30 protein-coding genes are annotated in these 25,701 nt (G+C 64.5%); 4 read left to right on the forward strand and 26 right to left on the reverse strand.

Going from position 1 to position 25,701, the window contains the following annotated elements; translation table 11 throughout:
• Window positions 1-22: 22 nt before the first annotated feature.
• The 22 genes from BM364_RS11125 to BM364_RS11230 all read right to left on the reverse strand — a co-directional run bounded on the left by BM364_RS11125 (window position 23) and on the right by BM364_RS11230 (window position 17,737).
• Entirely contained in the window at window positions 23-502 is a 480-nt protein-coding gene (locus BM364_RS11125) for a hypothetical protein (protein WP_092424561.1), read from the reverse strand.
• Window positions 503-560: 58 nt separating this feature from the next.
• Window positions 561-1,997: a sensor histidine kinase gene (locus BM364_RS11130; protein WP_092424563.1), complete on the reverse strand. Its 1,437-nt coding sequence runs from the start codon at window positions 1,995-1,997 to the stop codon at window positions 561-563.
• Window positions 1,998-1,999: 2 nt separating this feature from the next.
• Window positions 2,000-2,659, reverse strand: coding sequence for a response regulator transcription factor (locus BM364_RS11135; RefSeq protein WP_092424565.1), 660 nt, complete (start codon window positions 2,657-2,659; stop codon window positions 2,000-2,002).
• A gap of 23 nt (window positions 2,660-2,682) precedes the next feature.
• The gene (locus BM364_RS11140; protein WP_092424567.1) at window positions 2,683-2,982 is read right to left on the reverse strand and encodes a PepSY domain-containing protein; all 300 of its coding nucleotides are present in this window, start codon (window positions 2,980-2,982) and stop codon (window positions 2,683-2,685) included.
• A gap of 60 nt (window positions 2,983-3,042) precedes the next feature.
• Window positions 3,043-3,786 carry a glycoside hydrolase family 108 protein gene (locus BM364_RS11145; RefSeq protein WP_092424569.1) on the reverse strand — a complete coding sequence of 248 codons (744 nt, stop codon included), beginning with the start codon at window positions 3,784-3,786 and terminating at the stop codon, window positions 3,043-3,045.
• The gene (locus BM364_RS11150) at window positions 3,779-7,489 is read right to left on the reverse strand and encodes a baseplate multidomain protein megatron (protein ID WP_092424571.1); all 3,711 of its coding nucleotides are present in this window, start codon (window positions 7,487-7,489) and stop codon (window positions 3,779-3,781) included. The genes BM364_RS11145 and BM364_RS11150 overlap by 8 nt, the downstream gene beginning before the upstream one ends.
• Window positions 7,490-7,559: 70 nt before the next feature.
• Window positions 7,560-7,976, reverse strand: coding sequence for an NlpC/P60 family protein (locus BM364_RS11155; protein ID WP_092424573.1), 417 nt, complete (start codon window positions 7,974-7,976; stop codon window positions 7,560-7,562).
• Window positions 7,973-8,863 (reverse strand): DUF2163 domain-containing protein, encoded by an 891-nt coding sequence (locus BM364_RS11160; RefSeq protein WP_175528572.1) that lies wholly within the window; start codon window positions 8,861-8,863, stop codon window positions 7,973-7,975. The genes BM364_RS11155 and BM364_RS11160 overlap by 4 nt, the downstream gene beginning before the upstream one ends.
• On the reverse strand, window positions 8,860-9,480 hold the full coding sequence (locus BM364_RS11165) for a DUF2460 domain-containing protein (RefSeq protein ID WP_092424577.1): 621 nt from the start codon (window positions 9,478-9,480) through the stop codon (window positions 8,860-8,862). The genes BM364_RS11160 and BM364_RS11165 overlap by 4 nt, the downstream gene beginning before the upstream one ends.
• Before the next feature lie 155 nt (window positions 9,481-9,635).
• Window positions 9,636-10,175 (reverse strand): phage tail tape measure protein, encoded by a 540-nt coding sequence (locus tag BM364_RS11170; protein ID WP_092424579.1) that lies wholly within the window; start codon window positions 10,173-10,175, stop codon window positions 9,636-9,638.
• The gene (locus BM364_RS11175) at window positions 10,165-10,356 is read right to left on the reverse strand and encodes a rcc01693 family protein (protein ID WP_092424581.1); all 192 of its coding nucleotides are present in this window, start codon (window positions 10,354-10,356) and stop codon (window positions 10,165-10,167) included. The genes BM364_RS11170 and BM364_RS11175 overlap by 11 nt, the downstream gene beginning before the upstream one ends.
• Complete coding sequence (locus tag BM364_RS11180) at window positions 10,353-10,667, reverse strand: gene transfer agent family protein (protein ID WP_092424583.1); 315 nt, start codon at window positions 10,665-10,667, stop codon at window positions 10,353-10,355. The genes BM364_RS11175 and BM364_RS11180 overlap by 4 nt, the downstream gene beginning before the upstream one ends.
• 139 nt (window positions 10,668-10,806) lie before the next feature.
• The gene (locus BM364_RS11185) at window positions 10,807-11,220 is read right to left on the reverse strand and encodes a phage major tail protein, TP901-1 family (protein WP_092424585.1); all 414 of its coding nucleotides are present in this window, start codon (window positions 11,218-11,220) and stop codon (window positions 10,807-10,809) included.
• A gap of 80 nt (window positions 11,221-11,300) precedes the next feature.
• The gene (locus BM364_RS11190; RefSeq protein ID WP_092424587.1) at window positions 11,301-11,696 is read right to left on the reverse strand and encodes a DUF3168 domain-containing protein; all 396 of its coding nucleotides are present in this window, start codon (window positions 11,694-11,696) and stop codon (window positions 11,301-11,303) included.
• Window positions 11,693-12,034 carry a phage head closure protein gene (locus BM364_RS11195; protein WP_092424589.1) on the reverse strand — a complete coding sequence of 114 codons (342 nt, stop codon included), beginning with the start codon at window positions 12,032-12,034 and terminating at the stop codon, window positions 11,693-11,695. The genes BM364_RS11190 and BM364_RS11195 overlap by 4 nt, the downstream gene beginning before the upstream one ends.
• Window positions 12,031-12,597 (reverse strand): head-tail connector protein, encoded by a 567-nt coding sequence (locus BM364_RS11200; RefSeq protein WP_092424591.1) that lies wholly within the window; start codon window positions 12,595-12,597, stop codon window positions 12,031-12,033. The genes BM364_RS11195 and BM364_RS11200 overlap by 4 nt, the downstream gene beginning before the upstream one ends.
• 141 nt (window positions 12,598-12,738) lie before the next feature.
• Entirely contained in the window at window positions 12,739-13,959 is a 1,221-nt protein-coding gene (locus tag BM364_RS11205; RefSeq protein ID WP_092424594.1) for a phage major capsid protein, read from the reverse strand.
• A 12-nt stretch (window positions 13,960-13,971) separates the two neighbouring features.
• Window positions 13,972-14,448, reverse strand: coding sequence for an HK97 family phage prohead protease (locus BM364_RS11210; RefSeq protein ID WP_092424596.1), 477 nt, complete (start codon window positions 14,446-14,448; stop codon window positions 13,972-13,974).
• Window positions 14,449-14,590: 142 nt separating this feature from the next.
• The gene (locus BM364_RS11215; protein WP_092424598.1) at window positions 14,591-14,782 is read right to left on the reverse strand and encodes a hypothetical protein; all 192 of its coding nucleotides are present in this window, start codon (window positions 14,780-14,782) and stop codon (window positions 14,591-14,593) included.
• Window positions 14,783-14,900: 118 nt separating this feature from the next.
• The gene (locus BM364_RS11220; protein WP_092424600.1) at window positions 14,901-16,061 is read right to left on the reverse strand and encodes a phage portal protein; all 1,161 of its coding nucleotides are present in this window, start codon (window positions 16,059-16,061) and stop codon (window positions 14,901-14,903) included.
• A 37-nt stretch (window positions 16,062-16,098) separates the two neighbouring features.
• Entirely contained in the window at window positions 16,099-17,352 is a 1,254-nt protein-coding gene (locus BM364_RS11225; protein WP_244542854.1) for a DNA-packaging protein, read from the reverse strand.
• Window positions 17,333-17,737 carry a hypothetical protein gene (locus BM364_RS11230; RefSeq protein ID WP_092424602.1) on the reverse strand — a complete coding sequence of 135 codons (405 nt, stop codon included), beginning with the start codon at window positions 17,735-17,737 and terminating at the stop codon, window positions 17,333-17,335. Before BM364_RS11230 ends, BM364_RS11225 begins: the two co-directional genes overlap by 20 nt.
• 87 nt (window positions 17,738-17,824) lie before the next feature.
• Between BM364_RS11230 and BM364_RS11235 the strand changes: the two genes are divergently transcribed.
• A complete protein-coding gene (locus tag BM364_RS11235; protein WP_092424604.1) occupies window positions 17,825-18,070 on the forward strand; it encodes a KTSC domain-containing protein in 246 nt (81 codons plus the stop codon).
• Window positions 18,071-18,121: 51 nt separating this feature from the next.
• Here BM364_RS11235 and BM364_RS11240 read toward each other — a convergent pair whose 3' ends face one another.
• The 4 genes from BM364_RS11240 to BM364_RS11255 all read right to left on the reverse strand — a co-directional run bounded on the left by BM364_RS11240 (window position 18,122) and on the right by BM364_RS11255 (window position 22,187).
• On the reverse strand, window positions 18,122-19,360 hold the full coding sequence (locus tag BM364_RS11240) for a DUF2254 domain-containing protein (protein WP_092424606.1): 1,239 nt from the start codon (window positions 19,358-19,360) through the stop codon (window positions 18,122-18,124).
• Between the two features lie 61 nt (window positions 19,361-19,421).
• Window positions 19,422-20,678: an Hsp70 family protein gene (locus tag BM364_RS11245; protein WP_092424608.1), complete on the reverse strand. Its 1,257-nt coding sequence runs from the start codon at window positions 20,676-20,678 to the stop codon at window positions 19,422-19,424.
• 246 nt (window positions 20,679-20,924) lie between these two features.
• Window positions 20,925-21,557, reverse strand: coding sequence for a diguanylate cyclase domain-containing protein (locus BM364_RS11250; protein WP_175528573.1), 633 nt, complete (start codon window positions 21,555-21,557; stop codon window positions 20,925-20,927).
• 174 nt (window positions 21,558-21,731) lie between these two features.
• Window positions 21,732-22,187: a YcgN family cysteine cluster protein gene (locus BM364_RS11255; RefSeq protein WP_092424612.1), complete on the reverse strand. Its 456-nt coding sequence runs from the start codon at window positions 22,185-22,187 to the stop codon at window positions 21,732-21,734.
• Window positions 22,188-22,321: 134 nt separating this feature from the next.
• Between BM364_RS11255 and BM364_RS11260 the strand changes: the two genes are divergently transcribed.
• The 3 genes from BM364_RS11260 (at window position 22,322) to BM364_RS11270 (ending at window position 25,699) form a co-directional block, all read left to right on the forward strand.
• Window positions 22,322-24,475, forward strand: a complete 2,154-nt coding sequence (locus BM364_RS11260) for a transglycosylase domain-containing protein (protein ID WP_092424614.1) — start codon at window positions 22,322-22,324, stop codon at window positions 24,473-24,475.
• A gap of 106 nt (window positions 24,476-24,581) precedes the next feature.
• Window positions 24,582-25,157 carry a DUF1214 domain-containing protein gene (locus tag BM364_RS11265; protein ID WP_175528574.1) on the forward strand — a complete coding sequence of 192 codons (576 nt, stop codon included), beginning with the start codon at window positions 24,582-24,584 and terminating at the stop codon, window positions 25,155-25,157.
• Window positions 25,154-25,699, forward strand: coding sequence for a DUF1254 domain-containing protein (locus BM364_RS11270; RefSeq protein ID WP_139232573.1), 546 nt, complete (start codon window positions 25,154-25,156; stop codon window positions 25,697-25,699). Before BM364_RS11265 ends, BM364_RS11270 begins: the two co-directional genes overlap by 4 nt.
• Window positions 25,700-25,701 lie beyond the last annotated feature (2 nt).

The following is a 25,701-nucleotide window of genomic DNA, read 5'->3' on the forward strand; positions in this document are numbered from 1 at the left end:
TCTGCCGATCGCGAAGTTGGACCTATGCGGCGCCCTGCACCACGTTCCAGTTGCCGGTCTGCTCGCGACAAGCGGTGCCCTTGCGCACATAGTCCTGGCCGCTGATCTTGACCGTATGGGTAAAGTCGCGACAATCGAGATTGTTGACGCGCACATAGGGACCGACGGAAACGGATCCCGTCGTGCCGCGATCGCCTGCCCATTGGCGCGGCGCGCCCGGCCGGCCGAACTGCAGTGCATAGAACTGCGCCGAATTGGCCTCGGTTGAATCCTTTGCGGTCATCAGCCCCAGCGCGGCGGGATCGACGAACCCGCTTGAAACGCTGGTCGTCAGACGAGCCGTCTGCACAGCCTGTGCCGAGCTTGGCACCATGGGCTGAGCCACGACCGGCGCTGCGGCAACAGGTGCCTGGACCACCGGGGTCGTCGTTGTTCCAGTGCTCGAGCAACCGGCAAGCAATACGGCGAGAAGAGGGGTGGCGATCAGGACGAAACGATTCATATTTTTGGCCTTTGCAGCAATCGATCGGTTCTTGTGAAGCCAATACGGCAAAAGTGCGTCATGCCGATACTGGCCGGACCAGCCCGCCCAGGCGCGCCGTGGGCAAGCGAAGTTCCACCAGAAGCCCGCCAAGCCTGGAGCGCTTGAGTTCAAGACTTCCGCCGTACACATCGACCAGTTCTTTGACGATATCCAGCCCCAGACCCGTTCCCGGTGTTTTCTCGTCCAGCCTGACACCGCGGCGCAACACTTTGCGCGCATCTTCCTCGGACAATCCAGGACCATCGTCCTCGATACGAATCAAAAGGTTCGCCCCTTTGGCGCTCCGCTCGCCCCGGAGCTGAACGCCGACCACCCCTTTGGACCATTTGCAGGCATTATCGAGCAGATTGCCCGCCATCTCCTCGAGATCCGCCTCGTCGCCGCGGAACCAGGGCAGTGCTGCCTCGGCTTGCTCGAGTTCGATGGCAATGTCGGGATGAATCTTGCGCATGACGCGCGTCAGCCTGAGCATGATGGCGGAGGCATCCGCCTTCTTGCCAACCACCGATGTTCGCGCAGCGAGCCGGGCCCGTTCGAGATAGGTCGAAACCATCGCGCTCATCTTGTTGGTTTCTGTCTGCACCACCTCGGCCAAAGCCCCCTGACCTGCACCCGCTTCGTTGCGCAGCACGGCAATGGGCGTTTTCAACCCATGCGCCAGATTGCCCACCTGATTGCGGGCGCGTTCGATGATCTGGGCGTTGGAGCGCAGAAGCTCGTTCACCTCTTCGGCCAGGGGCGCGATCTCGGTTGGATAGTCGCCGGTGATTTCGGTATTTTCGCCTTCACGCACCCGCTCGATAGCGGCGCTGAGCCGGCCGATGGGACGCAGTGCAAAACGTGCCACGATCACGCTCATGATGGCGAGCATGGCGCCCACCGCCCCAAGGACGATAAAAGCCTGCCCACGGAAATCGCGCACAAGTCCGAGAATTTCCGTGAGGTTTCCGGCGACCTCGATCCGGTAGATTTCACCACCTAGCGTGACGCTACGCTCGATCACCCGCAATTGGGTATCAAAAGCGTCGGTCAAGACGCCCGTGCGCCTGCCGTCGCTGTCGAGGGGGCCACTCAGGCTCGGAAGGTCGATGCCCACCACGGAAAGCGAGAGGTTGACGAGGTTGCCGTCGCCGTCGCGGATGATCCAGTACCAGCCCGAGCGTGGACGATCGAAACGCGGATCGGCCAGCGCAATACCGGGATCGCGCGGATCGCCTGCCTCGAGCAGGATACCCGCCAGTCCCTCGACGTGGAAATCGAGCGTCTGGGACAGGGTTGTGTCGAGAGCGCGCGAATAAAGGTCTGTCAGCAAAAATCCCGTAGCCAGCAGCGCCACCACCAGCCAGCCCGCCGTCAGCCAGAAGAGGGAAGCCGCAATAGAGCCCTTGCGCAGCCAGGGCGAGCCGGGCTGCGCCTCGGCGGTGGAGTGGCTTTCCTCGTCCGGCAGCGCCATGCCTAGTCGCCGGTGATCTGGTAACCCAGACCGCGGACGGTCTGAATGCAATCTTCGGGCAATTTCTTGCGCAGCCGGCCGACAAAGACTTCGATCGTATTGCTGTCTCGGTCGAAGTCCTGGTCGTAGAGATGCTCGGTCAGTTCCGTACGCGAGACGACCTTGCCCTTGTGGTGCATCAGATAGCTCAGGAGCCGCAATTCGTGGCTCGTCAGCTTGACTGCCTGGCCATCCACCGTGACGCGTCCAGAGCGCGCGTCGAGGCGCACCGGGCCGCAGGTAATCTCGTTGCTCGCGTGACCGGCGGCACGGCGCACAAGCGCCCTCAACCGCGCAAGAACTTCTTCCATGTGAAAGGGCTTGGCGACATAATCGTCGGCGCCGGCGTCGATCCCCTGCACCTTGTCGCTCCAGCGGTCGCGCGCGGTCAGCAGCAGCACCGGCATAGTCTTGCCGGCGCGCCGCCATTCTTCGAGCACCGAAAGCCCATCCATCTGCGGCAGACCGATATCGAGCACGATGGCGTCATAGGGTTCGGTTTCCCCGAGGAAGTGCCCTTCTTCCCCGTCAAACGCCACATCCACCACATAGCCGGCCTCGGTCAGCGCATCCTTGAGCTGACGATTGAGATTGGCATCGTCCTCGACGACCAGAATTCGCATGCACTACCCCGTCCGACAGACGCCTATTGTGCGTCAAGCACCAGATTCTGCGCCTGTCCGTCTGCCGTCAAGACGCCGATCACATAGACCAGCCGTCCGCCCTGGTCGCACACTTGGACGTTCAGCACTTCGGCGCCCCGGTCCACACCCGCCATGGCAAGGACCGCATCGAGCGACATGATCTGGCCGCTGGTCACGGCCTCCTGGATCTGACGCCGATCAAGACAAGCCTGGGCCTGGCTCGTGCTGGTGCCGCTCAGGGCAAGTGCAAGCGCAAGCGCCAGGGCAGCTGCGGCGGGGGGTTTGGGGGCTTTCATGGTCATGGCGCCAAACTAGTCGCACCTTGCTGAATGGGACATGAATAAGGCACGCGCGCTTCCACTTCAGGGGTTGCCCACAGTTCTGCTCGTGAGGCCCTTTCTCAGAAAGATGATCGCCAGGGCCTCGAGGATCAGGTTTCCGCCCGCTCCGCCATCGAGGTTGGGCAATTCTATGCCCAGGACTTGCATCAGCCCCGCGATCAGCATGAAGGCTGCCACGATATAGGTTCTATACCCGGAAAGAATGTCCATCGCCGTTCTCCGTTGCATGGATGAAGTGGTTTTCGTGGCGGCAAGGGCTGCCGCGCGCACTGCTGCGACGCGCCTGGTCCAGCCGCGTCCAAATGTGGCAAAGGTCTTAAGCCGGCCGAGAAATCCGAGACGGCGATCGCAGAGCGCGTTGATGGTTTTGGCCACATCCGCATTTTCAAGCGCTGCGAGGGTCACCGGTCCGACCACGCCATCGGCGGCGACGCCAAGCACCGTCTGCAACATGCGCAAGGCCCGGTCGACGCCGGAATTGACCGCAAGATCGAAAAGCGCGAGGTCGAGCCCGGCCGGCATGCTGCCCGCCTTCGTTGCCGACCAATAAAGCGCCCGGTAGATCGCCGCCGCCTCTTCGCGGGACAAAGCCGCGACCTCACTCTTGGGCAAGGCGGACCAGGGGCTCACCCGCCGCCATCGCGCCAGCGTCTTGCGCGTGATCCCCAGATTGGTTGCCCCGCCCGGATCATCGGGATGATCGACATATCCCCCCTCATGCATCAGCACGTGATCGAGGCAGGCACTGAACCGATCCTCAGCCATGATAGCTCCCCCCTGCGCTTTGTCCTTGCCCCAGCACCGGGCTCACTTGCGCCACGGTCCAGGTGAAATCCGGCGCCGCAGCACCGAAATCGGTGATCTGATCGGCAAGCCCATAGACGCTCTCCGATGCCGGAACCTCCATCGTGCGGATCAGCGTCCCGCCCTGGAAAATTGCCACGCGATAGGGCGCCGGGGCGTCTTGCTCCCCTGCCTCCAGCACGCCCCAGCCATCCGCTTCGACCCGGCCGCGTCCCTTCCAGGAAAGCCGGATATCTCCCGAAGGCTCGGCGTCGGCCCGCAGATGCACCGGCGCGAGCGGCAACACAGCGGCCCTTGTGGGCGTCACGCTCATCTCCTCGCCCACGAGATCGTTGGGCCCCGCATAGATTTTGATCGCCAGCGGCTCATCGAGCCGTCCCCTATCGAGCGGCAGGCTGACCGTCTTGCCGTCCGGGATCAGCACCCGCCCACCCGCAGCGATAGCGCGGCTGCCGGAGCCGCCCAGCCCGCGCAGCAGGCGGCGCAAGCGATACCGCCCCGCCGCCACAAGCTCCGCCTCGGCAAACCCGATGAGTTCCCAGGTGCCCGCACCGGTCTCGATCACCATCCGGTTGCTGCCCGCCAGCACCGCCGCGTCACCGGCATCGGCCACATGCCCGCCGCGCAGGACGATTTCGAGGATAGAGCCCTCGTCCCAAACCGTCTCCGGCACCTCACCGATCCCGCCGGCCACTTCGCCCAGCACAGCCGGTCGCTGCAACTCGGCAAGGCTCGCGCCGGTCACCGCCTCGGCGATCCGCACACGTCCGGGCCAGGGCCTGGCGAAGCCGCCGATCACGAGGCGCCCGCCCCCTTTCTCGCTGCCGAGCGGCGGCAGATGGGCCACCACCACATCGGGCGGCACGGCCACCCCCTGGACCGGCATCACCGACGCGGGACGATCCACCTCGGTTGCCACCGCATCGCCTGCCGTCACGCCCCGCGCCGTGATCCGCCGGGCCAAGCCGTCACGGATCTCCGTGATCTCAAACGGCCCCTCGGCGATCCCCGAAAGGTTGATCCGGTCCCCAGGCTCGAGTGTCAGCAGGTTTGGCGGCAGGGTCAGTTCCACCGTGTCGCCACCCGCGGCGCGGCTATTGAGCAGACGCTCCGCGGCAAGGCGCGCGCCTGCCCCGTCAAGCACCATCTGCGCACTTTCGCTGACAAGCGGCCCCATCCCGGGCCGCAGCGCCGTCGCCGTTGCACTGAGATAATCGCGCGGCCGGTCGATATAGCCGAGCGCCAGGCGCGCCGGCCGCTCGGCCGCAGCCGCACGTCGCCGCGACACCACCGGCCCGTCGAGCCGCGCCAGCGCTTCGCCGTTGATGGACTGCCCCGCTCCTCGTTGTGGTGAAATCGCATGGAGCACGCCATCGCGCGCCACCAGCCGCTGCCCGGTGATGTCCAGCACCGGCTCCATGGCATCGCGCGCCCGCGCTGGTCCGCTGAGAGCAAAGCCGCCCACGAGCGGCCCATCGGCATCGGAAAGGAGGTGGCACCCATGATCGGCCGCGATGGCGCCAAGCAATTCGTCGCTCGCCGCGGCTCCAAGCCGCCCTGTCAGCCAGTGCCCCGTGGCGTGATTGGCGCCGTCCGACCACACATCGTCGCGTGCCGGAAACGCGGGATAAGGCCGCGCGTCCCAGGTCCAGCAATAGATCCGCTCGGGATCCACCATCCCGGGCGGGTTTCGGACCTCGTCAGTCCAATGCCGATGATGCGCCCGCAGGAACTGCCGCTGCATCAACAGGTCCGGCGTGCCCGCGGAAAAATGCGGCCGCCCGCTTTCCCCGCTTTTCGGGTCTCCGAAGATATTGGGCTGGTTCGCCCCCTTATCGACCGCGCCGCAACCGAGTTCGGTCAGCCAGATCGGCTTGCTGCGCGGTACCCATGGTGTCGGCGCCCCGCTCCTGACGCCGCCGGGCCGGTCGAAATGGCGCTGGCTCCAGAATGCGAAGAGATCCTTGTAGCGCCAGATCCAGGCTTCCCCATAGGCGCCATCGGTGATTGGCGTGCGCCTCTGCGCTACCCTGTCCGCATCGTTTGCGTAGAACCATTCGAACCCTTCGCCGCCCGCGATATTGGCGCCGAGATAGGCAAGGTCATGCGGCCCCCGCGCCACCGCTTCGTCGAGATGCCCCTCGCCATCCCGCCAATCGGCCGCCGGCATATAGCAGTCGATCCCTACCGCGTCGATGGCGGGCGAAGCCCAGAGCGGATCGAGGTGGAAGAACTTCTCGCCGTTCGGCTGATGACCCGAATATTCGCTCCAGTCGGCGGCATAGGTCAGCTTCGTGCCTTGCCCGACAATGGCGCGAACATCGGCCGCCAGCGCCACCAGCGCATCGACAAAGGGAAAGCTGTCGCTCGCGTCGCGCACCGTCGTCAACCCACGCATCTCCGAGCCGATCACCAGCGCCTCGACCCCAGTCTCCGCCGAGAGCTGCGCATAGTGCAGCACCATGGCGCGATAATCGGGAACGAAGCTGTCGACCTGAGCCCTGGCCGCCGCCGTACCGTCCACCAAAGCGGGATAGCAGGTAATGCGCCCGCGCCAGGGATAGCTGTCCTGCTCCGTGCCGCCATAGGGGTCCGGCAGATCGTTCCCTGCCGGAATATCCATCATGATCAGCGGGTAGAGCGTCACCGCATAGCCGCGCGCCCGGAGGTCCGCGATCGCCGCCTTGACCGATGCATCTGATGGCGTTCCCCCATAGGCGGGCCCACCCCCGTGAACCGAAACGACCGGCACCTCCGTGCGCGACCGTCCGGCAACGCTCCACGCGACGCCCTCGACCATCCTGCCCTGCGCCTCGACACGCGGTTCGATCCGGCAATGCCCGCATCTGAGATCGTCGCCGAACCAGCTGACCACCAGCGCCACATGCTTGAGGTTGGGGCAGAGATCCGCCAATTCGTCGATCGAGGCCGTCCAGTTGCTGACGCCCGGCAGGAGATGGGCGTTTTCCGCCGCCCCCTCGCCCCGCCCGATAACGCGCAGCCTCGGCTCCGGGTCGTAACCGAACTCTGTCGCCCCGGGGATCACCGTGATAGCGCGGATCGCTCCTTCGAGCTCCCCCACCACCCGGCACAACTCGGCTGAAATCTGCGGAATGCGATTGCCGAAGCGCGACAGCGGCAGGTTCTCGAAAACAATGTAGCAAACCCCACGATAGGCCGGAGCATTGTCCGGTCCCTGTGTTGCTTCGATAAGGCTATCGGGCATCTGTTCTTCGCTGCCACTGTAAAACCGGAGCGCCAGCCCACGCGTATCGAGCGATTGTCCATCGGCCCAGATCCGGCCGAGCCGCGCTACCTCGCCCTCGCAAAAGCCGATGGCAAAGCTTGCGCCGATCTCCTCGCCTTCCTCGGCACCCATGGCCTTGGCGCCAGCCGTTTCCCCACCCAGCCGCTCCAGTTCCCGCGCCCAGATGATGTTGCCCGCCATGCGCCCCCAGCCATAGAGCCTGGGGATCGGCGCACCTTCCGCCGAGCCGACAAGCCGCACGTCGAAGGCCTGCGCCTCGCGCTTTTCCCCGAACAGCCAGCCATCGACGGCACTGCCCGCCAGTGCCCCGAGCGCGCGCCCGATCGTTGCTCCGATCGGTCCCCCCACCAGCGCTCCGGCAAACTGCCCCGCCAATGAAAGTGCCAAAGTCGCCATGGGTTGGTCCTTTGCCTAACAGGATAAAGTGGGATGTATTCGGTCCATCATCAGCGGACCGGTCTACCCATCACGGAAACCCGAACCGCCCGCTCACCCGCCGCGCCCAACCATCGGTCAGGTTCGCCTCGACCACACCGAGCTTTTCCTGCGCATGAATGAAGCGCTTCGGCGAAATCAGGATCGCGCAATGCTTGGCCTCGGCGAGCCCTGCGAGCCGGAACAACACAACCTGACCGCCCGCGAGCACGCCCGTTTCGGGCACCAGAAAGCGCTCCGCCGCCTCGCGCAGCGCGCCGGCATATTCGCTGTCCCGCGGGCTCGCGCGATAGGGCGGCACGTCCATCGGCTCGACCCCGTAAAGCGTTCGCCACACCCCGCGCACCAGCCCCAGGCAATCGCAACCCGCACCCAGCGTTGAGGCGCGGTGCCGATAGGGCGTGCCGAGCCAGAGACGGGCTGCCGCCACCACGGCTTCGCCCTTCACCTGACCACCGCCCGCCCATCGAGCGCATCGCCCTCGCGCGGATGACGCAAAATGAAATCGCTGCCCGGCACATGCGGAAAACCGCGAAAGTTGACTGCATTGGCAAACTTCTGCCTACAGGTGACGAAGCGCCGGTCGCAGCCTGCAGTGATCGAAAAACCGTCGCCCGGCGCAAGCCAGTCACCGACGCGCTGGCCGAAGCCGAGCAGATCGCCCTCTGCGCTTTTGCGATGGGTCATCACCGCGTCGGCCAGCCCCTCGCGCTGGCCTGTGCTCCAGCGCACCATGCCGAAGGCGAACCAGTCTTCGCTGTAATCGCCAAGGCCGGAGACAAGAAGGCGAAAGGGGTCCTCTATCGCTGCAACCGTGGCTTCGCTAGAAAAAGCCGGATCATCGAGCACCACGCCGCAGCGCCTGTCGCCCACGAGCGCATCGCAAAGCCCTTGGTAGAGGCGTCCGCGCGTCGTGTTGAGGCTTTCCTGAGCCGAACGCAGCTCAGCCCTGAAAATGCCGTACTCGCGCACGATCTCGCCGACAGTATCGACCCGCAATCGCAAGCGCTGCTCCGGCGCTGTCCAGTTGACGCGCCAGGTTTCCACCACTGCCCCGTCATAGCGGCCAAGAAGAATATCGCTTTCGCTGATCGCCTCGGCACGCAGAATGCCAAGTACTTCTCCCGTATCCACCTGAGCACCGAGCTTGAGCGGCACCTCGCCGCCATCGAGGCCATGCATGGGCGAGCAGATCGTGCCCTCGACCGCCAACGCCCGATCATGGTCCGTAAAGCCCAGCACGACCCCGTCCGTTCGCAAAACGCGCCAGCAATGGCTCAGCGTCGTCTCGCTTTGCTGCAAATGGGCAGCAAAGCCGGGTTCAAGACTTCTCATGGTACGATCTCCACCAGCGGAATGCTGGGCGCTTCCGCTCCATCGAAACTGGTCCATTCGATATCGAGCCGGTCAGTGTCGAAGCGCACCGGCACGTCGAACAGGAACCCGGCCGTCACAGCCTGCCCCGCCGCTGGCGCCACGGCAAAGCTGACAATGCCGGTGGTCACATCGACCGCCCAGCCGCTCGGCACCTCCACCCCGCCCACCGCGACCCGCACGGAGCCCAACACCGGCTTTTCGATGGGACGCAGATAAGGATCGAACTGGGCGCCATAGCGCTTGCACAGGGCAAAAGTCACTCGCGCGCCATCGCCCGTCCCGATCGGCTGGTCGAGCGGACTCGGTACCGGCCGGCCCGAGGAGTGATCGAGCCCGTCCCGCCACAAAAAGCCATGCAGCCGGCCCCGCCGCTCCTCGAAAAAAGCGAGCACCGCCTGCATGTCGGCCCGCGATTTGACGCCATAGCCGGCATTATAGCGCCGCCGCGAATGGGCCCAGCGCCCATTGCGATGCTCGCCCCCGCCCGCCAGCGTCACGACATCGGTTCGCCGCTCCGGCCCACCCCGCGCTCCGAGCGCAATGTCGAGCGGAAAACGGATATGATGAAAGGCCATTTTGTCCTCACACGCCGGCCTCTTCCCTTCTCCCCTGAGAGGAGAAGGTGGCGCAACGCGCCGGATGAGGGGTTCAGCGCCAAAGCTTCCTGAGGGGTCTTCACCCCTCACCCTAACCCCTCCCCTGAGCGGAGAGGGGAACAAATCGGGTGCCATCAGCTCCCCCGCGAGCCTCGCCTGACCGCCCTCAACAGCATCGCGCTCACCTCCGCCTCGCTTGCCGCAAAGCTGCGGGCGTCCGTCGCGCTGACATTGAACGTCACATGCACCCCGCCCCCGCCACCAGCAACGCCGAGGCGTCCGTCGGGTCCCCGCGCCAGTGGCATGATCGCCTCGGGCCCGGCTTCGCCAGCGAGCCCCAGCCCCGCCCCAAGCGGAAAATAGCTCGGGCTCGCGATCACCCCGCCCTTGGCAAAGGGCGTCACCGCCGGATTCGCAGCCGTGAAGAGATTTTCGACAAGACCACCCACAAGCGTGCCGAGCGGTTTGAGCGCCGCCTTGAGCGCGATGTCGGCAAAGGCGCTGGCAATATCGCCCAGCACCGAGCGGAAACTCTTGCCCTCCGTCAGGGCGCCGCGAAACGCACTCGTCACCGAGCGCGCCACCCCATCGGCGAGATCGCCGATCCGTTCGAGTTCAAGCGACACGCTGCTCAGTTCATCGCCAAAATCGTCGCCAAAGAGATTACCGGCCATCGGGAAAGCGCTCCATCATCGCGTCAAGACCCGCCCGGTCGAGCGGCCCGGTTCGTTCACCCACGACCGCACTCCAGGCCGCGGCAAGTTCGCGGGGGCTCATCTTCCAAAAGGCGTCGGGCGGGAGTTTAAGAACACCCAGCCCGAAGCGCATGGCCTCCTTCCACGGAAAAGGCGTCATTCCCGCTCTCCGAACGTCGCCTGCAAGAGTCGGACAGCGATCTCCGCTGCCCCGCGCAAGCCGCCCTCGACGCTCATCTGCGCCAGTTGATCATCGGTGATCGCACTGCCCCCGCCGCGCAGCCCCGCACCCAGAATGGCCGTCAGGTCGCGCGCCGAAACCCGCCCTCCGGCAAAGCGTTCGCCCAGACCCGCCAAATCGCCCGCACCCAGCCGCCCTTCGAGCTCAGCCAGAGCGCCCAGCGTCAGGCAAAGCACCCTTTCCTCGCCACCGATCTCGGCCGCGATCTCACCCCGATGAATATTTGTCATTTTTATACACCTCGCGTGACCCTCTCCCGACAAGTGCGGGAGGTCGATACATTGAGTTTGTGGAAAGAACCGGCCCCAAGCCCATCGTCCCCTCGCCCCGCTGGGGAGAGGGCTAGGGTGAGGGGCCGGCCACCACCGGCTAAGCCGCCACAAACGTCACTTCCCCCGCGCTTTCGAGCGCCAGGTCGAACGTCACTTCGCCAGCATGATCGGCGGAAAACTCCAGCGCCACGATCTGGAACGGCCCTGCCACCGTGCCGAAATCGGGCAGGATCAGCTGCCAGTTGCGGATGGTCCCGCTAAAGAAAAGGCTCCGGATGATCCCATCCGAAGCCTGGTCCTTGAACACCCCCGCTCCCGAAACCGAAGCGCGCTTGACCCCGCCTCCGGCCAGAAGCTCTCGCCAGCGCCCCGCGCTTTCCTGGTCGGTCGTATCGACGCTCGCCGCGTTGAACGAAAGGCTCCGCGTCCGCAGACCCGCAACCGTCAGAAAACTCCCCGACCCATCACGGTCGAGTTTCAAAAGCATATCCTTGCCGCTCTGCGCCGCCATACTTTTGGTCCTTCTCCATTCCGCCCCCGGCACCGCTCGGTCCCTCCCCCTTCCTCAGGGGGAGGCTAGGTGGGGGTCACTCATTCCGTAAAAAACCTCAAAAGCACCGCCGCCCGCGCGAGCCCCGTCTTCCCGTCGATCACCGTTTCGGTGCGCACATGCTCGGCATGCGTCACGACCAGCCCCGCAGGCACCAGCCCGTCCTTGGCCGCCGCCACCCGCTCGGCAATCTCGAGCGCGCCGCGTCGGCTCGGCCGTCCCGCCCAGCAATGGATCAGCACCCGGTGTTCCTGCCCCGGCGTCGTATCGCCATCGGCCTGGCGTACGTCGTGCCGGTCGATCACCACATAAGGCGCCGGCTTCTGCTTGGGCGGCGCATCGAACACCGCCCCTGCCCCGATCTGCGCCGTCAGCGCCGCGTCCGCTTCGAGCGCAGCAACCAAAGCGGCCTGCAAGATCACGATTGGATGGGTCATCCCGTCACCTGTCTTTCGCTGCAGGCACAGGCGAGGTAAGCCCGCCTGCCGTTGATGTCGGCCGCACTCACCACATCGAGGCTCCGTCCCCGATAAAGGATGCAATCCCCCGGCCCCAGATCGGTGCGAAACCGCAGCACCACGGCATGCGAGATCGCCACGGTGCGCCCGTCGGCGTCGCTGCCCTGCCGCCCGCTGAGGCTGCGCACCCGCGCCCACGCGTTGCCGAGCGGCACGAACAGGTGCTCGTGTCCGCCCTCTGCTTCGGCCAGGCTTTCGCGCCTTTGCAGTTGCACCCGGTCGGTCAGCGTGCCGATGGGCGGAACCTTCTCGCTCATAGCCGCACCCTTTTGTGCCGTGCCACCATGCGATCGAACCCGGACGGCACCACCGCGCCCGAGCCGGCCACGATCACCGCGTCGCGATGCTCGTGCCAATGCGCCACAAGCCCCAGGATCGCCTGGCGCAGATCCGGTGGCACATCGGCGGGCTCGGCGCCGGAGCCGGCGGTAAAATCGATTTCAATCCCTTGCCGTTCCTGCATTCGCGGCATGCCGACGACAACTCGCGGCACGATCAGCCGGTCCGGCTCGGACCTGAACTGATCGAGCGGCAGATCGTGGCTCGCGCCGTTCCCGTCCGTTACCGAGATCGCGATGATAGCAATCAGCGGCGCCACCGGCAGCTTGACGACGCCATCGTCTGGCCAGTCGTCGAGCACCATCCGCCAGTTCTGCGCCAGAAGCGCCTTGCCGGTAATGCCTTCGACATGCAGCCGCGCCGCCCCGATCAGCGTCGTGATCAGCCCGTCTTCCGCGCCATCGTCGACTTTGAGGAACCCCTTCGCCTCGGCAAGCGAAACCGGCTCCTCGGCGGGTCCCGCCAGGAGATAGGACGTCATTTTTTCAATCCTTATTGGGAAGTCCGCGGCACCCCCATTCCTCCTCCCCCCTTGACAGGGGGAGGAGTACTGCGGTGGTTCTCCGCCGTTGTTGCGAACTTGATAGGTCCCTCCCCCTATGAGAGGGAGGCCAGGTGGGGGTCAGCTGGCGCCGAACTTGAGAAGCTTGATGGCGTCATAGTCGGCAATGCCGCCGCCAACCCGCTTGGTCGTATAGAACAAGACATAGGGTTTGCTCGAATAGGGGTCGCGCAACACGTTCACCCCCTGGCGATCGACGATCAGATAGCCGCGGCGGAAATCGCCAAATGCTACCGAGAGCGAATTCGCGCCGATATTAGGCATATCCTCGGCCTCGACGAGCGGAAAGCCCATGAAGCTGGCGCGCCCATCGGCCGTGGCCGCCGGCTGCCAGAGATAGTTCCCGTCCGCATCGCGCAGCTTGCGCAGCGAGCCTTGCGTCTTGCGGTTCATCACCCAGGAAGCGTTCTGGCGATACCCGGCCTTGAGGGCGTAAACGAGATCGATCAGCACATCGCTCGGATTGCTCGAGGGCAGCGCGCCGGAGGTTCCCGTTGCCACATAACCGAGATTGCCCCAGCTCCAGCTCGTCTCGTCGACCATTGGCGCGGCAAGGAAGCCGGTTGGCTTGTTGACGCCGTTACCCGAAACAAAGGCGGTCGTTTCCTGCGCGGCAAAAGCAGCATTGACCTCGTCGGCGATCCAATGGCCGACATCCACCGCCGCATCTTCGAGAAATGCCGAAGTCGCTGCCGGCATCGCATAGAGTTCGGTCGTGGGATAATTCAGCTCCGCCAGCACCTGGCTATCGGTGGTCGGCCGGCTTGCGGTTTCCCCGACCCAGCCCGTCACCGGCCCCGTCACCGTGATCGGGCGCTTGTAAATCGCGCTCGACACCTGCCGCACCCCGGCAATGGCGCGGATCGGCGAGATCGCCGTCATCAGCCGGGTGATGGTGGTTTCGACCTCTCCCGGCACGAGGTAACCGCCGTCCGAGCCGACCCCGACCTGCAGCGCCTTTTCCTCGCCCCGCTTCACATAGGCTGAAAACGCCTCCTTGTGCTCGTTCGTCCCCAGCGCACCCTTGCCCTCGAGCGCGGGACGGGCCCGTTCGGCACTGGCGCGATCGAGCGCCGCCTTGTGCCCGTCGAGCACGGCATTGAGCCGCTCGAGCTTGCCCTCGATCAGCCCGTCGGCGGCGCCGCGCTTTTCGATGTCCTTGAGGCGATCGTCATTGGTGCGCTTGAATTCCTCGAACGCGCTCGAGAATTCGGCAAAAAGCGCGGCAACGTCAGTGCCTGCGCCGGCCTTGATTTCAAAGCCGTCGTTGTTCCGATCCATGTCGGCATCCTCTTATCGGTTGCGGATAGTTCTGGTGGCGGCCGCAATGGCGGCGCCGGCCGAGATGGGGGAAGTGATCCGCGCTGCCTCCATCATCGGAAAGGTCACGATCGACACTTCAAAAAGGTCGATCTCGTGCAGCAGCCGGTTGCCCGCCTGCCGGCTGGCCTTCACGGTGCGAAAGCCAATGGAAAGTCCGTCGAGCGCCCGCGCCTCGATCAGCCGCTTGAGCGCATCTGCCCGAGCCACGCCCGGCACGAGTTTTCCGCGCGCAAACAGCCCATGAGCATCCTCGCGCAGCTCTTCCCAAATGCCCACCGGCTCTTTGGGGTCGTGCTGGAACAACAGCCGAATGCGCCCTGCCCTGGCGCTGAGGCTCTTGGCAAAAGCTCCAGGCATGACAATGTCGCCGCCGCTGTCGAGTCGATTAAAGACGCTGGCATAGCCGGCAAAGCGCCCATCGGCATCGACGGGAATGGGGTTTTGCATCAGCGCTTCGTCCCTACCCGGCTCTGTGGGCGAATGCCAGGCTTTGTCCCCGGCCTGCCCTTGTCGGCCAGCGTGCCCGCCAGGTTCCAGGCAAATTGCCGAAACGTCTGTTGCGCGGTCTCCCGCCCCTGCTTGTCCGCCATTATTCGTCCCCCTTGCGAAAGAGCCTGTTGAGGCTCGCAATCTCGCTCACGAAATCATTGAACCGCTTGTTGCCCGCCGCCATCTCCTTGAGGCTCCACACCAGCAGCGCACTCGCCCCGCTCGCCCACAAAAACAGCGCCAGATGCGCGAGATCCCCGCGCTCGACGATGGTCTTGGTCAGCTCGTCCATGCGGGTTCTCCTGGGCAATAAAAAACCCGCCAGAGGCGGGCTTGGGTGAGGCAGGTTTCACGTCGTTCGTTCGACCAACTTTGATCTTGGCTAGCATTGGAAAGGCTGGCCGTTGGCATCAACCACCCACACCAACCATCTCCCGCTTCTCCGCATCGCTGAGAAAATCCGCGCTGCCCACCCGCGCCCACAGCGCCGCCCGATCTTCTGCCAGCGCCTCGACCCCGTCGAAATCCGGCACCACTTCCGCGCCCTCGAATGCCGGCCCGAGCCATTGGCTCAGTTCCTGGCCTACCCGCACCACCAGTGGCACCAGCGTTTGCCGCCAAAGCGCCCGGTTAGCCTCGGCCATGTTGGCATAAGTATTGTCGCCGGGAATGCCGAGCAGCATGGGCGGCACCCCGAAAGCCAGGGCGATGTCTCGCGCTGCCGCGTGCCGGGCTTCGATGAAATCCATCTCGCGCGGGCTCATGGCGATGGCCTTCCAGTCGATCCCGCCATCGAGCACCATGGGCCGCCCGGCATTGGCCGAGCCGGAAAAATTCTCCTCGAGCTCTTCCTTGAGGCGTCGGAACTGCTCTTCGGTCAGATTGCCGCCGCCCGCCGAATAAACCAGCGCCCCGCTTGGCCGCGCCGCATTGTCGAGCAATGCCTTGTTCCACTGGGCCGAGGCATTGTGAATATCAAGGCTTGTCTGCGCCGCCTCGAGCGGCCCCATGCCATAATGGTCGTCCATGGGGTGAAACAGCGCCATATGCAGCACGCCCGGCACCGGCGCGCTTTCCTGCGATATCCGCACAGTGCGCCCGCCGGCGGAATAGTCATAGCCGATCGGCCAGCCATCGCTGCCAGAAACCACGGCCATGCGATCGGGCCGAAGCACGAACAGCGCCTTCACCCCGCCATCGACGATCCCGGCCTGCAGATAGGCATTCCCCGCAGTCTGGAGATAGGCATAGACCGCTTCCAGCAATTCAGCGCCCGATTGCCGTCCATTGGGCCTTTGCAACAAAGCCTGCAGCGGATGTTCGCTCACCACCTGGCCATCGACCCGCACCACCAGCGGCACCCGGTTCGCCGCCTCGGCGATCAGCCGCACGCAACGATAAACCACCGGATTGCGCATGAAACCCTGATTGACGAGGCTCCCATAGCCTCGCCCGCTCCACTGCGCCGGCCCCAGCGCACTGAGCGTCATCACCGTATGTCCGGCAAAATTCTTGGTTTCCGCAGGCGTGTTCATGCGACCGCCAAAAAAGCGGTTGATCCAGTTCGGCATTCTTTTGATCCTTATCTATCCACGCCCGCCGACGAGGCTAGAGCATCCGCACCCTCGGCCCCTGCCCGCCCATCAGCAATTCCGTCAGCGCCCAGACCAGCGCATCCACCCGGTCCGGGGAATGACCGTCCGCCTTGCCGTCGGGCCCAAAGGCGCAGAGCTCGTCCTCAAGCGCCGTCAGCCCTGCAACATGGCCCACGAGCCCCCGCCCATAAAGCGCGGCCACCGGTTCCGCGCGCAGCCATTTCCCCCGATTGGCCCGCACCGGCACCACCGGCACGGACGCATCCACCTGGGCGATGAGGTTGATCACGAGATCCCCGCCCTGATTGACCTCGACGACGATCGCATCCGCCCGGTGCGCCGCGAATGCCGCCACCGCCCGCCGTGCCCGGACCAGCGGAGCCACGCCCTTGAGCGTTGCATCCTCGAGCACCACCGCCCCCTCGCCGCTTCGTCCGGCCACCACGATGCCACAGGCATCCGAGCGCGTCGTCCCCGTCACCGGCGGGTCGACTGCAACCACGATCCGCCCGTTCACCGGCTCCGCCGGCCTGAACATGCTCCGCTGCCACAGCGCATCGGGCCGATCTTCGATCAGTTCGCCCTCAAGCTCCTGCCGTCCCAAAAGTGTGCCGCGATAGCGCGCCACGACCGCGTCGAAAAATTGTGGCGCCAGAAACCGGTAATTATCCGAGGTGGTCATCCGCACTACGCGTGTCTGCTCGTCGCCCAAGAGACGCCGGATCAGCTTAGTCGGCTTGGGCGTGGTCGTTGCCAGCTGCCGGGGCCGAACTCCCAGCCGCAGGCCAAATTGCAGCATGTCCCACGCCTCTTCGGCATTGGGCCATTTCGCGACCTCATCGCACCACGCCGCCGCAAACTGCGGACCGCGAAACCGCTCCGGATCGGACGCCGTCAAAATGGACGCTTCGACCCCATTGGGCCAGACCAGCCGGTTCTTGCCTTTGAGCACGGGTCGCTCGTGGTCGGGATGCACGGCAAGTAACCCGCTTTCCCCGCGCACCATGATATCGATTGCCTCGGTCATCGTCTCGCCGACCAGCGCAATCGGGGTCACACCCCGCCGCGCCAGCCGTCGTACCCATTCCGAACCGGCCCGCGTTTTGCCTGAACCGCGCCCGCCCATCAAAAGCCAGGTCGTCCAGTCTCCCGCCGGCGGCTTCTGTTGCCGTCGCGCCCAGGCCGGCCAGCAGAAGTAATGTTTCTCGGCCCGGTCGTTGGACATGGCCGCAACTTCGGCGACGATCTCAGCGCGAGGCCTGCTCAAGGCGCCTCACCAATTTGGCCCGCAACTCAGTCATGTCCCGCCGCGTCGCCGGCTCCACATTGGGCTTGGTCGCGCCATTCTTGATCAGCGTATCGAGGGTCTTGACGCTTTCGCTCAATGCTTTCACCTGTTTGTCTATCGGCTCGTCCACCGCCGCCTCCAATCGCATCACTTGGACTTCCAGAACCTTGAGCATCCGCGAAACGAGATGAGCCTGCGATGGCACATGCGTCACGGCGCTCAGCCAGCCTTCCACCTCGCGCCGGTAGCGCAACTGCGCGGGGCTGATCCCATGCCGTTTGCAGATCATGGACGGCCGAAACAGCCGCTCCTCGTACTCTTCGCGCACGGCGGACCAGTCCGGCCCCGCTTGCTTGTCTTCCATGGCATTGACTCGATTGTGAATCCGGGGCCGGAACCGCCGGGAATCTGCGCGGATTCGTCTTTGCGGAGTCTTCACGGGAGCAACCCGATGTCCACCGCCATTCGCCACCTGCACTACAAGCTCGAGACCGAGGAACTGTCCGTCTGGTTCGCGCCCGATTTCCGCCGCTACACTTATTCCGGCGTGCCGCAGACGCTTTATGAAGCACTCAGCGAAGCGGAAAGTCGCGGCCGGTTCTTCAACCAGCACATTCGCGGCCGCTTTGCCTGCCGCCTCGTTGATCCATCAAAGATGCGCAGCAAACGCTGGCAGGCGATCCGCTCGGCCTCGTGACCCAATTTCCCGACCATAGCTGAACTATAAGGGACCACCGTCACGCGGGGATTAGTTGGATAAGTTTTTGCCCACCTGGCTCACCGCGGCCGCAAGGGCTTCCCGATCCGATCGCGCGCTCAGCGCCGCCATTCCACGAGTGAGCACGTCCTGTTCAAGCCTTTCCGCGCCTTCCGCAAAGACTGGATTGCACGCGGCAATGGTCTCGAGTCCCCGCAAAAGCCGGATCATCACCTCGATTACCCCGGCCCCGTCACGGGCGATGGGGCGGAACACGTCTTCGAGCACATCCCTGGGGTCGAGCGCCGCCATCCTGACCCGGTCAAAACCCTCCCCGTCCGCCTCTTCGCCCCAGCCGAGAAAAAGCCGCGTCGCTGTATCGATCACGTCGATCGCCGTGCCCGGATCGTTTACGCCCGGCGAAAGCGCCTTGTCGGCAATCTCGCCCAGCACCACAAAGCCAAAGCGCGGATCGGAATCGAAGGTCCGCTTGTCGCCTACAACGAAGCAATCGCGCAGCTTGGCTTCGGTATCCTCGTCGATTTCCCCCTGCACAAGCAGCAGCGGCCGCACCGGTGTCGCATAGGCCCCCGGGCGGGAGCGCACCAGCAGCTGCAGGTCGTGCTTTTCGGCGAGCTTTTGCAGGTCCTCGGCGTCGCAATGCTGCACATAGCCGGGCGAGAGCGGCGTTATGGGCCGGCCTTCGAATTGCCCTTCGGCCGCCCTGCACCCGAGCCGCGGAGTGGCGGCCAGGATCTCGATGGCCTGCTGTGTCTGCTTTTCCACCGCGTCGATCGTATTGGCCACCCGGCCGATGGCCGAGATCTGTCCAATCCAACGGATAAGCGCGGTCACCACCAGCACCACCACGATCAACGTCACGCCAAACAGAAACAGGCGGCTCGCCTCGCTATAAAATCCGGCTGAAAGCCCGATAATCCCGACAATGGAAAACAGAAACGCACCGATAAACACCGAGATCGAGGTCTGTGCCCGCAGGTCTCCTGCGATCAGCGGCACGGCCCGCGGGGTCGTTGCGCTCGATGCCGAGGACAAAGCGCTGACAACCGTTGAAAGCGCGAAAACCGCCACGGTGAGAAGGCTCGAAGCCAGGATTTCGAGGATCGACTGCACCGCATCGGACGACAGGGTAAAAGGCAGATTGTCCGGCGCAAAGCCGGCCAGCATATAGGCGATCACGACCGTGAGCACGGCCACTGCCGAGAAAGCGGCCGGCAGAAACCACATGCGTTGCAAGAGCTGGCGCAGCTGAAAGCGAAGATAACTCATCGGACCCCCTGACCCTGCTAATGCGCAAGCGCCGCACTTGGATGCGGCGGGGAGCCCAGGTTCAGCCGAAAACCCGCTTGGCCTCGAGCGCCAGCCCTAGCCCAACGCTGCCCAGAACATCGGTGCGAACCACGTCCGCTTCAGGGAACATGGCCTCGAGCCGCCCCGCCACCGCCGGAACCAGCGTCGAGCCGCCGGTCAGGATCAGGCTGTCGACCGTATCGGGAGCAATGCCGGCGCGCTTGAGCACTTCGCTTATCGTTGCCTCCAGCCGTCCGATGGAATCGGCCAGCGCTGCACCCAAATCGCTTGTCGTGATGGTCGTCGCGATCTGCCGGTCCCGTACCGGGAAATCGAACCGGGTCTCGTCGTGCTCGGAGAGCGCGATCTTGGCTTCTTCCACCCGCCCGATCAAGCGGTGCCCGAGCCTGTCCTCAACCAGCATGACCATGGTTTCAACCCGATCCGCCTCCCGCGCTTCCCGCACGGTCGAGCGCAGGTCGCGCAGCGCCTTGGCGTCATAGAGCCGGTTGATCCGGTGCCAGGTCGAAAGATCCACATAGGGCGCAACAGGCAGAAAGCGCTTGCCGTCCCGCGTCTCGCTGCCGAGCCCCAGTTCGGGCATGACCCTGGCCATCGACAAAAGCCGGTCGAAGTCCGTTCCGCCGATATGAACGCCCGCTGTTGACAGGATATCGCTGCTGCGATCGGCCAGTCCGCTGCGATCCGGAGCAACCCGCACCACCGAGAAGTCCGAGGTGCCTCCGCCCAGATCGACGATCAGCGCCAGCCGCTCGCGATTGACGTGACGCTCATAGTCGAGCGCGGCGGCAATCGGCTCGTACTGAAAAACAATGTCCTCGAAGCCCTGCGCCGCGACCGCCGCTTCAAGCTGGCTCTGCGCCTCGGCATCGGCCACCGGATCGTCATCGACAAAGTGCACGGGCCGCCCCATCACCACCTGGGTCAGTTCCGATCCCAGCTGCGTTTCGGCCCGCTGCTTGAGTTCGCGCACGAAGCTGCCGATGATCTCCCCAAATTCCAGACGCTGCCCCTTGATCCGGGTCGTGTCCTGATAGAGCGTGGTACCCAAGACGCTCTTGAGCGAGCGCATCAGCCGTCCATCCGCCCCGCTCACATATTCGGCCACTGCCTGCCGGCCGAAGTGCAGCCGGTCGTCCTCGAAGCCGAAAAACAGCACGCTCGGTATTGTCCGCTGCGCCCCTTCGAGCGCCACCAGGTCGGGAACCCCGCCTTTGCCCACTCGGCCAAGCGTTGAGTTGGAAGTGCCAAAATCAAGGCCGCAGGAAAGCGCCATGCCAAACCGTCCATCTCTGGGGAAACGCGCGACTGCGCGGGGACGGGGGCTATAGGGGATTAGCAGTGAATTGGCAACTCGGGACCCAGGGCCCCTCACCCGCCAGCCAGGCTGTCGACGTCGTCCCTAAGGGGGAGGTGAAGAAAGAGCGTTCAGTCGCGGAGAGACACCTCTCCCGCTTGGGGAGAGGCCGGACTGCAAGACAATCCGGGTGAGGGGGTCTTCCCCTCAACCTTGAACCATTGGCTAAGCAGCGACCAGTTTCCGGTCCTCGACATTGCGCAGATCCGCGATATCGAGCCGCGAAAGCCCACGGCGCTGGGCCCGGCGCAGTGCAGCGCGGGCCGTTTCCAGCACGTCGCGGCTATAGGGAGGCTGGGGATTGACCACGGCCATCCCGGCCCCGAGCGTGACCGCACCGGCATGGCTTTCCTTGTTGGCGAGCCCGGCGCGCCGAACCGCCTGATTGATCTTGCTAACGAGGTCGCGACCAAGCGCAAGCGGCATGTCGGGCAGGATGACGACGAAGCCCGATTGCGGCGTTCGCAGGCAGCGGTCGGTGTCGCGCGAAAGAAGTGGCGCAATGGCCTGGTCGAGCGTTTCGAGACATTCCTCGAGAGCATCGCGGCCGTAGGCGGCAAGATAATCGTTGAAGCAGTCGATCTCGAGCAGGATGACGCACATCGAGACGCCGCGTTCGGCAGCCAGCATCCAGGCGACCTGCAGTTCCTCCTCGATCGGGCGCACGGCGCTTGGCCGGCGAGCACCGTCCTTGAGGAGCATGGCCCCACTCTCGGTCCGGCCCGCCATGCTCTTGCCCAGCAAGGCCCTGACCCGGTTCCAGAAACCGTCTCTGCTGTCGATCGCGATCATGCTCATCGTGCCTGTCTCCGGGCGCGGTTTGGTGCGCGCCGATCTGGCCATATCATGGTTAACGAGAAGTTACTGTTCGCACCGATTTGGCAACTGGCTGATTAGCGATAGAGCAAGAAACTGTCACAAAATGGGACTTGTGTGTCAAAATAGACTCAGCAAGCCGCCAAGTAAAAAGCGTCAAAGAACTTCCGGCGGCTCCCATTCGGGCCAGTCGACGGCATGTTCTTCCCACTCGTCCGGATCGATCTCGGTTTCCAGAAATGTGCGTCCCTTCACCGAAACGCCTACATCGATCACCGTCTGCGGGTCGCCCGAAACCAGCGGGTGCCACCAGGCCAGGCCCTTGCCTTCCGCCAGACGCCGGTAGGCGCAGGTGGTGGGGATCCATTTGATCTCCGGGACATTCTGGGGTGTGAGCTTGATGCAGTCGGGCACCTGTTTTTGCCGGTTCGGATAATCGGTGCAGCTACAGGCATCACCATCGAGCAGTTTGCAGCGCACATCCGAGGTAATCAGCGTGCCCGTATCCTCGTCCTCGAGCTTGATCAGGCAGCAGCGTCCGCAGCCGTCGCACAGCGCCTCCCACTCGGCGGGAGTCATTTGGTCGAGCGTTTTTTCTTCCCAGAAGGACATTGGTAGGCTTGTCTCGTTAAATCTGTTGCCGGTTTGCGCTTGCTGACGCTCAAGCGCAATCATATTCCAGCGATGCGATTGCTTTGGCCCTGCGTCGCAGACACAATCCAGCGGCGCAGTCCATGGGGTTAAGGGTGCAGGATCCATTCTATAGCAAGCAAAAACGGCAAAAGCGCGCCGGTGGCATGCTCGCCGCAGATGCCTGGCTCGATTCATCGCTTTACGAGTTCTGGCAGGCTCTTGGGCGCTGGTACACCCGCTTTCAGGATTTCATGAGCCGGTTCCACGTCACCGGCATCAAGCGCTTTTTCGTGGAGATCCTTTCCGACGCCTTCACCTTCGGCGCCATCGGCGCGGTTCTGGTGACGGCGCTCGCCATGCCCGCGTTCAACATCATCGACCGCGGCGCCTTCAACAAGGCGGAAGACTATTCCATCGTGTTCCTTGACCGGTTCGGCACAGAGATCGGCCGGCGCGGCATCCGCTCGGATGACAGCGTCGCCCTCGACCAGATGCCCGACTTTCTGATCAAGGCGACCCTGGCCACCGAAGACCGGCGCTTTTACGAGCATTTCGGCATAGACATCATCGGCACGCTGCGCGCCCTGATGACCAACGCCTCGGGCAATTCCAGCCTTCATGGCGGCTCATCGCTCACCCAGCAGCTGGCCAAGCAGCTCTTCTTGTCCTCCGAGCGCACCATCGAGCGCAAGATCGTCGAGGCGTTTCTCGCCGTTTGGCTCGAGTGGAACTATTCCAAGGACGAGATCCTCAAGCTTTATCTTGATCGCGCCTATATGGGCGGGGGCAATTTCGGCGTCACCGCCGCGGCCGACTATTATTTCGGCAAGCGCATTCAGGACATCAACCTGGCCGAAGCGGCCATGCTGGCCGGGCTCTACAAGGCTCCCGGCCGCTGGGCGCCCCATGTCGATCTCGCCGCAGCGCGTGGCCGCGCCAATGTGGTGCTGAGCAATCTCGTCGCCTCGGGCTTTCTGACCGAAGGCCAGGTGACCGCCGCCCGCCGCCACCCCGCCTCCCCCATCGATCGCACCGCCGACGTTAATTCCCCCAACTACTTCCTTGATTGGGCCTTCGAGGAAGCCAAGCTGCTGATCGACCAGACCGGGGCGCCGGGCAATAATTTCACCGTCCGCACCACCATCGACACCACGCTCCAGCAATATGCCGAGGAAGCTGTGGTTTCGGTCGTGCGCGAACAGGGCGAACAGTTCCGCGTCACCCAGGCCGCTATGGTCGTCACCGACACCAAGGGCGCCATCCGCGCCATGGTCGGGGGCACCGACTACGGCAAGAGCCAGTTCAACCGCGCCATCGTCTCGACCCGCCAGCCCGGCTCGGCCTACAAGGTCTTCGTTTATGCCGAAGCCTTCGAGCAGCTGGGGCTGAAACCCTCCGACCCCATCACCGATCGCCCCGTCTGCATCGGCGATTGGTGCCCGCAAAATTACGGCCGCAGCTACAAGGGGACTGTGAGCCTGCAAAGCGCCTTCGCCCAGTCGCTCAACACCGTTCCCGTGACCCTCTCGATCAAGACCGGCCGCGAGCCGATCGCCGAACTGAGCCACCGCATGGGCCTGCGCGCCGATTACCCGGTCACCCGTTCGCTCGCGCTCGGCGTCGCCTCGGTTTCTGTTCTCGACATGACCTCGTCCTATGCCGTCTTTGCCAATCACGGCTACAAGACCCCGGCCTTCGGCATTACCCGCATGACGACGCTGACCGGCCAGCCGGTCTGGGAATATGATCCAGAGGCCAATCGCGAGCGCGTGCTCTCCGAGCAGACCGTGGCCTATATGAACCAGATGATGTACGGCGTCACGCAAAGCGGCACCGGCACCCGCGCCCGCATCGAGGGCGTGCCGACCCTTGGCAAGACCGGCACCACCACCTCCTATCGCGATGCCTGGTTCGCCGGCTTCACCGGCAATTACGTGGCCGCCGTCTGGTTCGGCAATGACGATTATCGCCCCACCAACAATCTGACCGGCGGGTCCCTTCCCACCATCGCCTGGCAGAAGTTCATGGCCTATGCGCACACGAACATTCCCATCGCTTCGGTTTATGGGATCGACTTCGTGCCCCCCGAAACCGCCGTCGCGGAAGCGGAAACCGAGGCCGAGGAGGCGGCCGAGCGCCCGCCCAGCCTCACGCCTGCGGCCGCGCGCAAGCTCATGGATCTGGCCGACCGGCTCGATGCCAGCATAGCCAACCTCACCCCGATCACCGATCAGGCCAGCGCCCCGCGCATCACCACCGGCCTCTAGCGGGCTGGGGCTTTCCCGCCCCGCCCATGATTGCTATAGGCTTTGAGCCCATGCCAGCGCTGCCGGTTCAGCACGTCATGCCGATCCACAAGGGAAGCTGAACCAAGTGCGTTTCGTCCTTCTGCTCCTGTCGACCATCCTGGTGGCGCTCGCCACCGGTTTCGGCCTCAGCTATTACGCGCTGAACGATGGCCGGCTGGTCGGCGCGGTGCAGATCGGCGCCTGGACCTCGTGGCCCGATCTCGGCGCCGCCTCGCCCAATCCCTATAGCCGGGGACACCTGGCGCGCGAGGCCGCCCTGCAGCTGGGGCGCTCGGAGGGCCTGCGCTTTACCGCCACCACCGACAGCGCCGGCGAGCCGCTTGATCTGCGCTGCACCTATGTGCTTGAAGGCCACGTCCCCGTCTCGACCTTCTGGACGCTGGTTGCGCTTGATCCCGCCGGCAGAAATCTTGCCGCACCCGAGACTGATCTCGCCCTGCGCTCGAGCGAAATCGCGCGCGACAATAGCGGCGCCATGGTTGTCAGCGTCGGCACCGCTCTCCGGCCGGGCAACTGGCTCGAGCTTGCCGGCCGCGGCCCCTTCGGCCTTGCCCTGACGCTATACGACACCACTGCCTTTTCCGGCTTCGGCGCTGACAACGACACCATGCCCACCATTACCCGCGGAGCATGCGCATGATCCGCGTCATTCTCTGGCTCCTTGGCGGCGTGCTGCTGGGTGGCATCATCCATGTCATTGTCATCCTGACCCTGCCCCATCTGGCCGATGAAACCACCTGGACGCGCATCGAGGCCATCGGCGCCCGCAACGTCATGACCATCCTGCCGCCTATCGAGCCCGGAGAGCCCAATCCGCTGCAGCTCGATCCCGAACTGGTTTACGGCCTCTGCCAGGTCGATCTCGAAGAGGGTCCGGCCTATCTCAGCGGCACCCTGCCCGATGCGTTCTGGTCCCTTGCAATTTTCGATGCAGCCGGGGTCGTCACCTATTCCACCACCAATCGCGATGGCATCGGCCAAACGGTCGAGCTCGGCATTTTCAACGCCGCCCAGACCAGGCTGCTGGCCCAGCAGCAGCTCGATATCGCCGAGGGCCTGCTGGTGGTCGAAGCCGAGACCGATCAGCTGGCAGTCCTCGTCCGCCTTGCCCCACCGCATGAAGTCATGCGCGAGCGGTTCACGGAGCGCCTCTCGGCCATCCGCTGCGGGCCGCGCGGTTGATC

Origin of the sequence: Devosia crocina (assembly GCF_900116545.1) — a bacterium.
GTDB classification, from domain to species: Bacteria; Pseudomonadota; Alphaproteobacteria; order Rhizobiales; family Devosiaceae; genus Devosia; species Devosia crocina.

Coding starts and splice junctions, on each gene's coding strand:
- BM364_RS11125 (WP_092424561.1), bottom strand. CDS start 502: ATGAATCGTTTCGTCCTGATCGCCACCCCTCTTCTCGCCGTATTGCTT.
- BM364_RS11130 (WP_092424563.1), bottom strand. CDS start 1,997: ATGGCGCTGCCGGACGAGGAAAGCCACTCCACCGCCGAGGCGCAGCCC.
- BM364_RS11135 (WP_092424565.1), bottom strand. CDS start 2,659: ATGCGAATTCTGGTCGTCGAGGACGATGCCAATCTCAATCGTCAGCTC.
- BM364_RS11140 (WP_092424567.1), bottom strand. CDS start 2,982: ATGACCATGAAAGCCCCCAAACCCCCCGCCGCAGCTGCCCTGGCGCTT.
- BM364_RS11145 (WP_092424569.1), bottom strand. CDS start 3,786: ATGGCTGAGGATCGGTTCAGTGCCTGCCTCGATCACGTGCTGATGCAT.
- BM364_RS11150 (WP_092424571.1), bottom strand. CDS start 7,489: ATGGCGACTTTGGCACTTTCATTGGCGGGGCAGTTTGCCGGAGCGCTG.
- BM364_RS11160 (WP_175528572.1), bottom strand. CDS start 8,863: ATGAGAAGTCTTGAACCCGGCTTTGCTGCCCATTTGCAGCAAAGCGAG.
- BM364_RS11165 (WP_092424577.1), bottom strand. CDS start 9,480: ATGGCCTTTCATCATATCCGTTTTCCGCTCGACATTGCGCTCGGAGCG.
- BM364_RS11170 (WP_092424579.1), bottom strand. CDS start 10,175: ATGGCCGGTAATCTCTTTGGCGACGATTTTGGCGATGAACTGAGCAGC.
- BM364_RS11175 (WP_092424581.1), bottom strand. CDS start 10,356: ATGACGCCTTTTCCGTGGAAGGAGGCCATGCGCTTCGGGCTGGGTGTT.
- BM364_RS11180 (WP_092424583.1), bottom strand. CDS start 10,667: ATGACAAATATTCATCGGGGTGAGATCGCGGCCGAGATCGGTGGCGAG.
- BM364_RS11185 (WP_092424585.1), bottom strand. CDS start 11,220: ATGGCGGCGCAGAGCGGCAAGGATATGCTTTTGAAACTCGACCGTGAT.
- BM364_RS11190 (WP_092424587.1), bottom strand. CDS start 11,696: ATGACCCATCCAATCGTGATCTTGCAGGCCGCTTTGGTTGCTGCGCTC.
- BM364_RS11195 (WP_092424589.1), bottom strand. CDS start 12,034: ATGAGCGAGAAGGTTCCGCCCATCGGCACGCTGACCGACCGGGTGCAA.
- BM364_RS11200 (WP_092424591.1), bottom strand. CDS start 12,597: ATGACGTCCTATCTCCTGGCGGGACCCGCCGAGGAGCCGGTTTCGCTT.
- BM364_RS11205 (WP_092424594.1), bottom strand. CDS start 13,959: ATGGATCGGAACAACGACGGCTTTGAAATCAAGGCCGGCGCAGGCACT.
- BM364_RS11210 (WP_092424596.1), bottom strand. CDS start 14,448: ATGCAAAACCCCATTCCCGTCGATGCCGATGGGCGCTTTGCCGGCTAT.
- BM364_RS11215 (WP_092424598.1), bottom strand. CDS start 14,782: ATGGACGAGCTGACCAAGACCATCGTCGAGCGCGGGGATCTCGCGCAT.
- BM364_RS11220 (WP_092424600.1), bottom strand. CDS start 16,061: ATGCCGAACTGGATCAACCGCTTTTTTGGCGGTCGCATGAACACGCCT.
- BM364_RS11230 (WP_092424602.1), bottom strand. CDS start 17,737: ATGGAAGACAAGCAAGCGGGGCCGGACTGGTCCGCCGTGCGCGAAGAG.
- BM364_RS11235 (WP_092424604.1), top strand. CDS start 17,825: ATGTCCACCGCCATTCGCCACCTGCACTACAAGCTCGAGACCGAGGAA.
- BM364_RS11240 (WP_092424606.1), bottom strand. CDS start 19,360: ATGAGTTATCTTCGCTTTCAGCTGCGCCAGCTCTTGCAACGCATGTGG.
- BM364_RS11245 (WP_092424608.1), bottom strand. CDS start 20,678: ATGGCGCTTTCCTGCGGCCTTGATTTTGGCACTTCCAACTCAACGCTT.
- BM364_RS11250 (WP_175528573.1), bottom strand. CDS start 21,557: ATGAGCATGATCGCGATCGACAGCAGAGACGGTTTCTGGAACCGGGTC.
- BM364_RS11255 (WP_092424612.1), bottom strand. CDS start 22,187: ATGTCCTTCTGGGAAGAAAAAACGCTCGACCAAATGACTCCCGCCGAG.
- BM364_RS11270 (WP_139232573.1), top strand. CDS start 25,154: ATGATCCGCGTCATTCTCTGGCTCCTTGGCGGCGTGCTGCTGGGTGGC.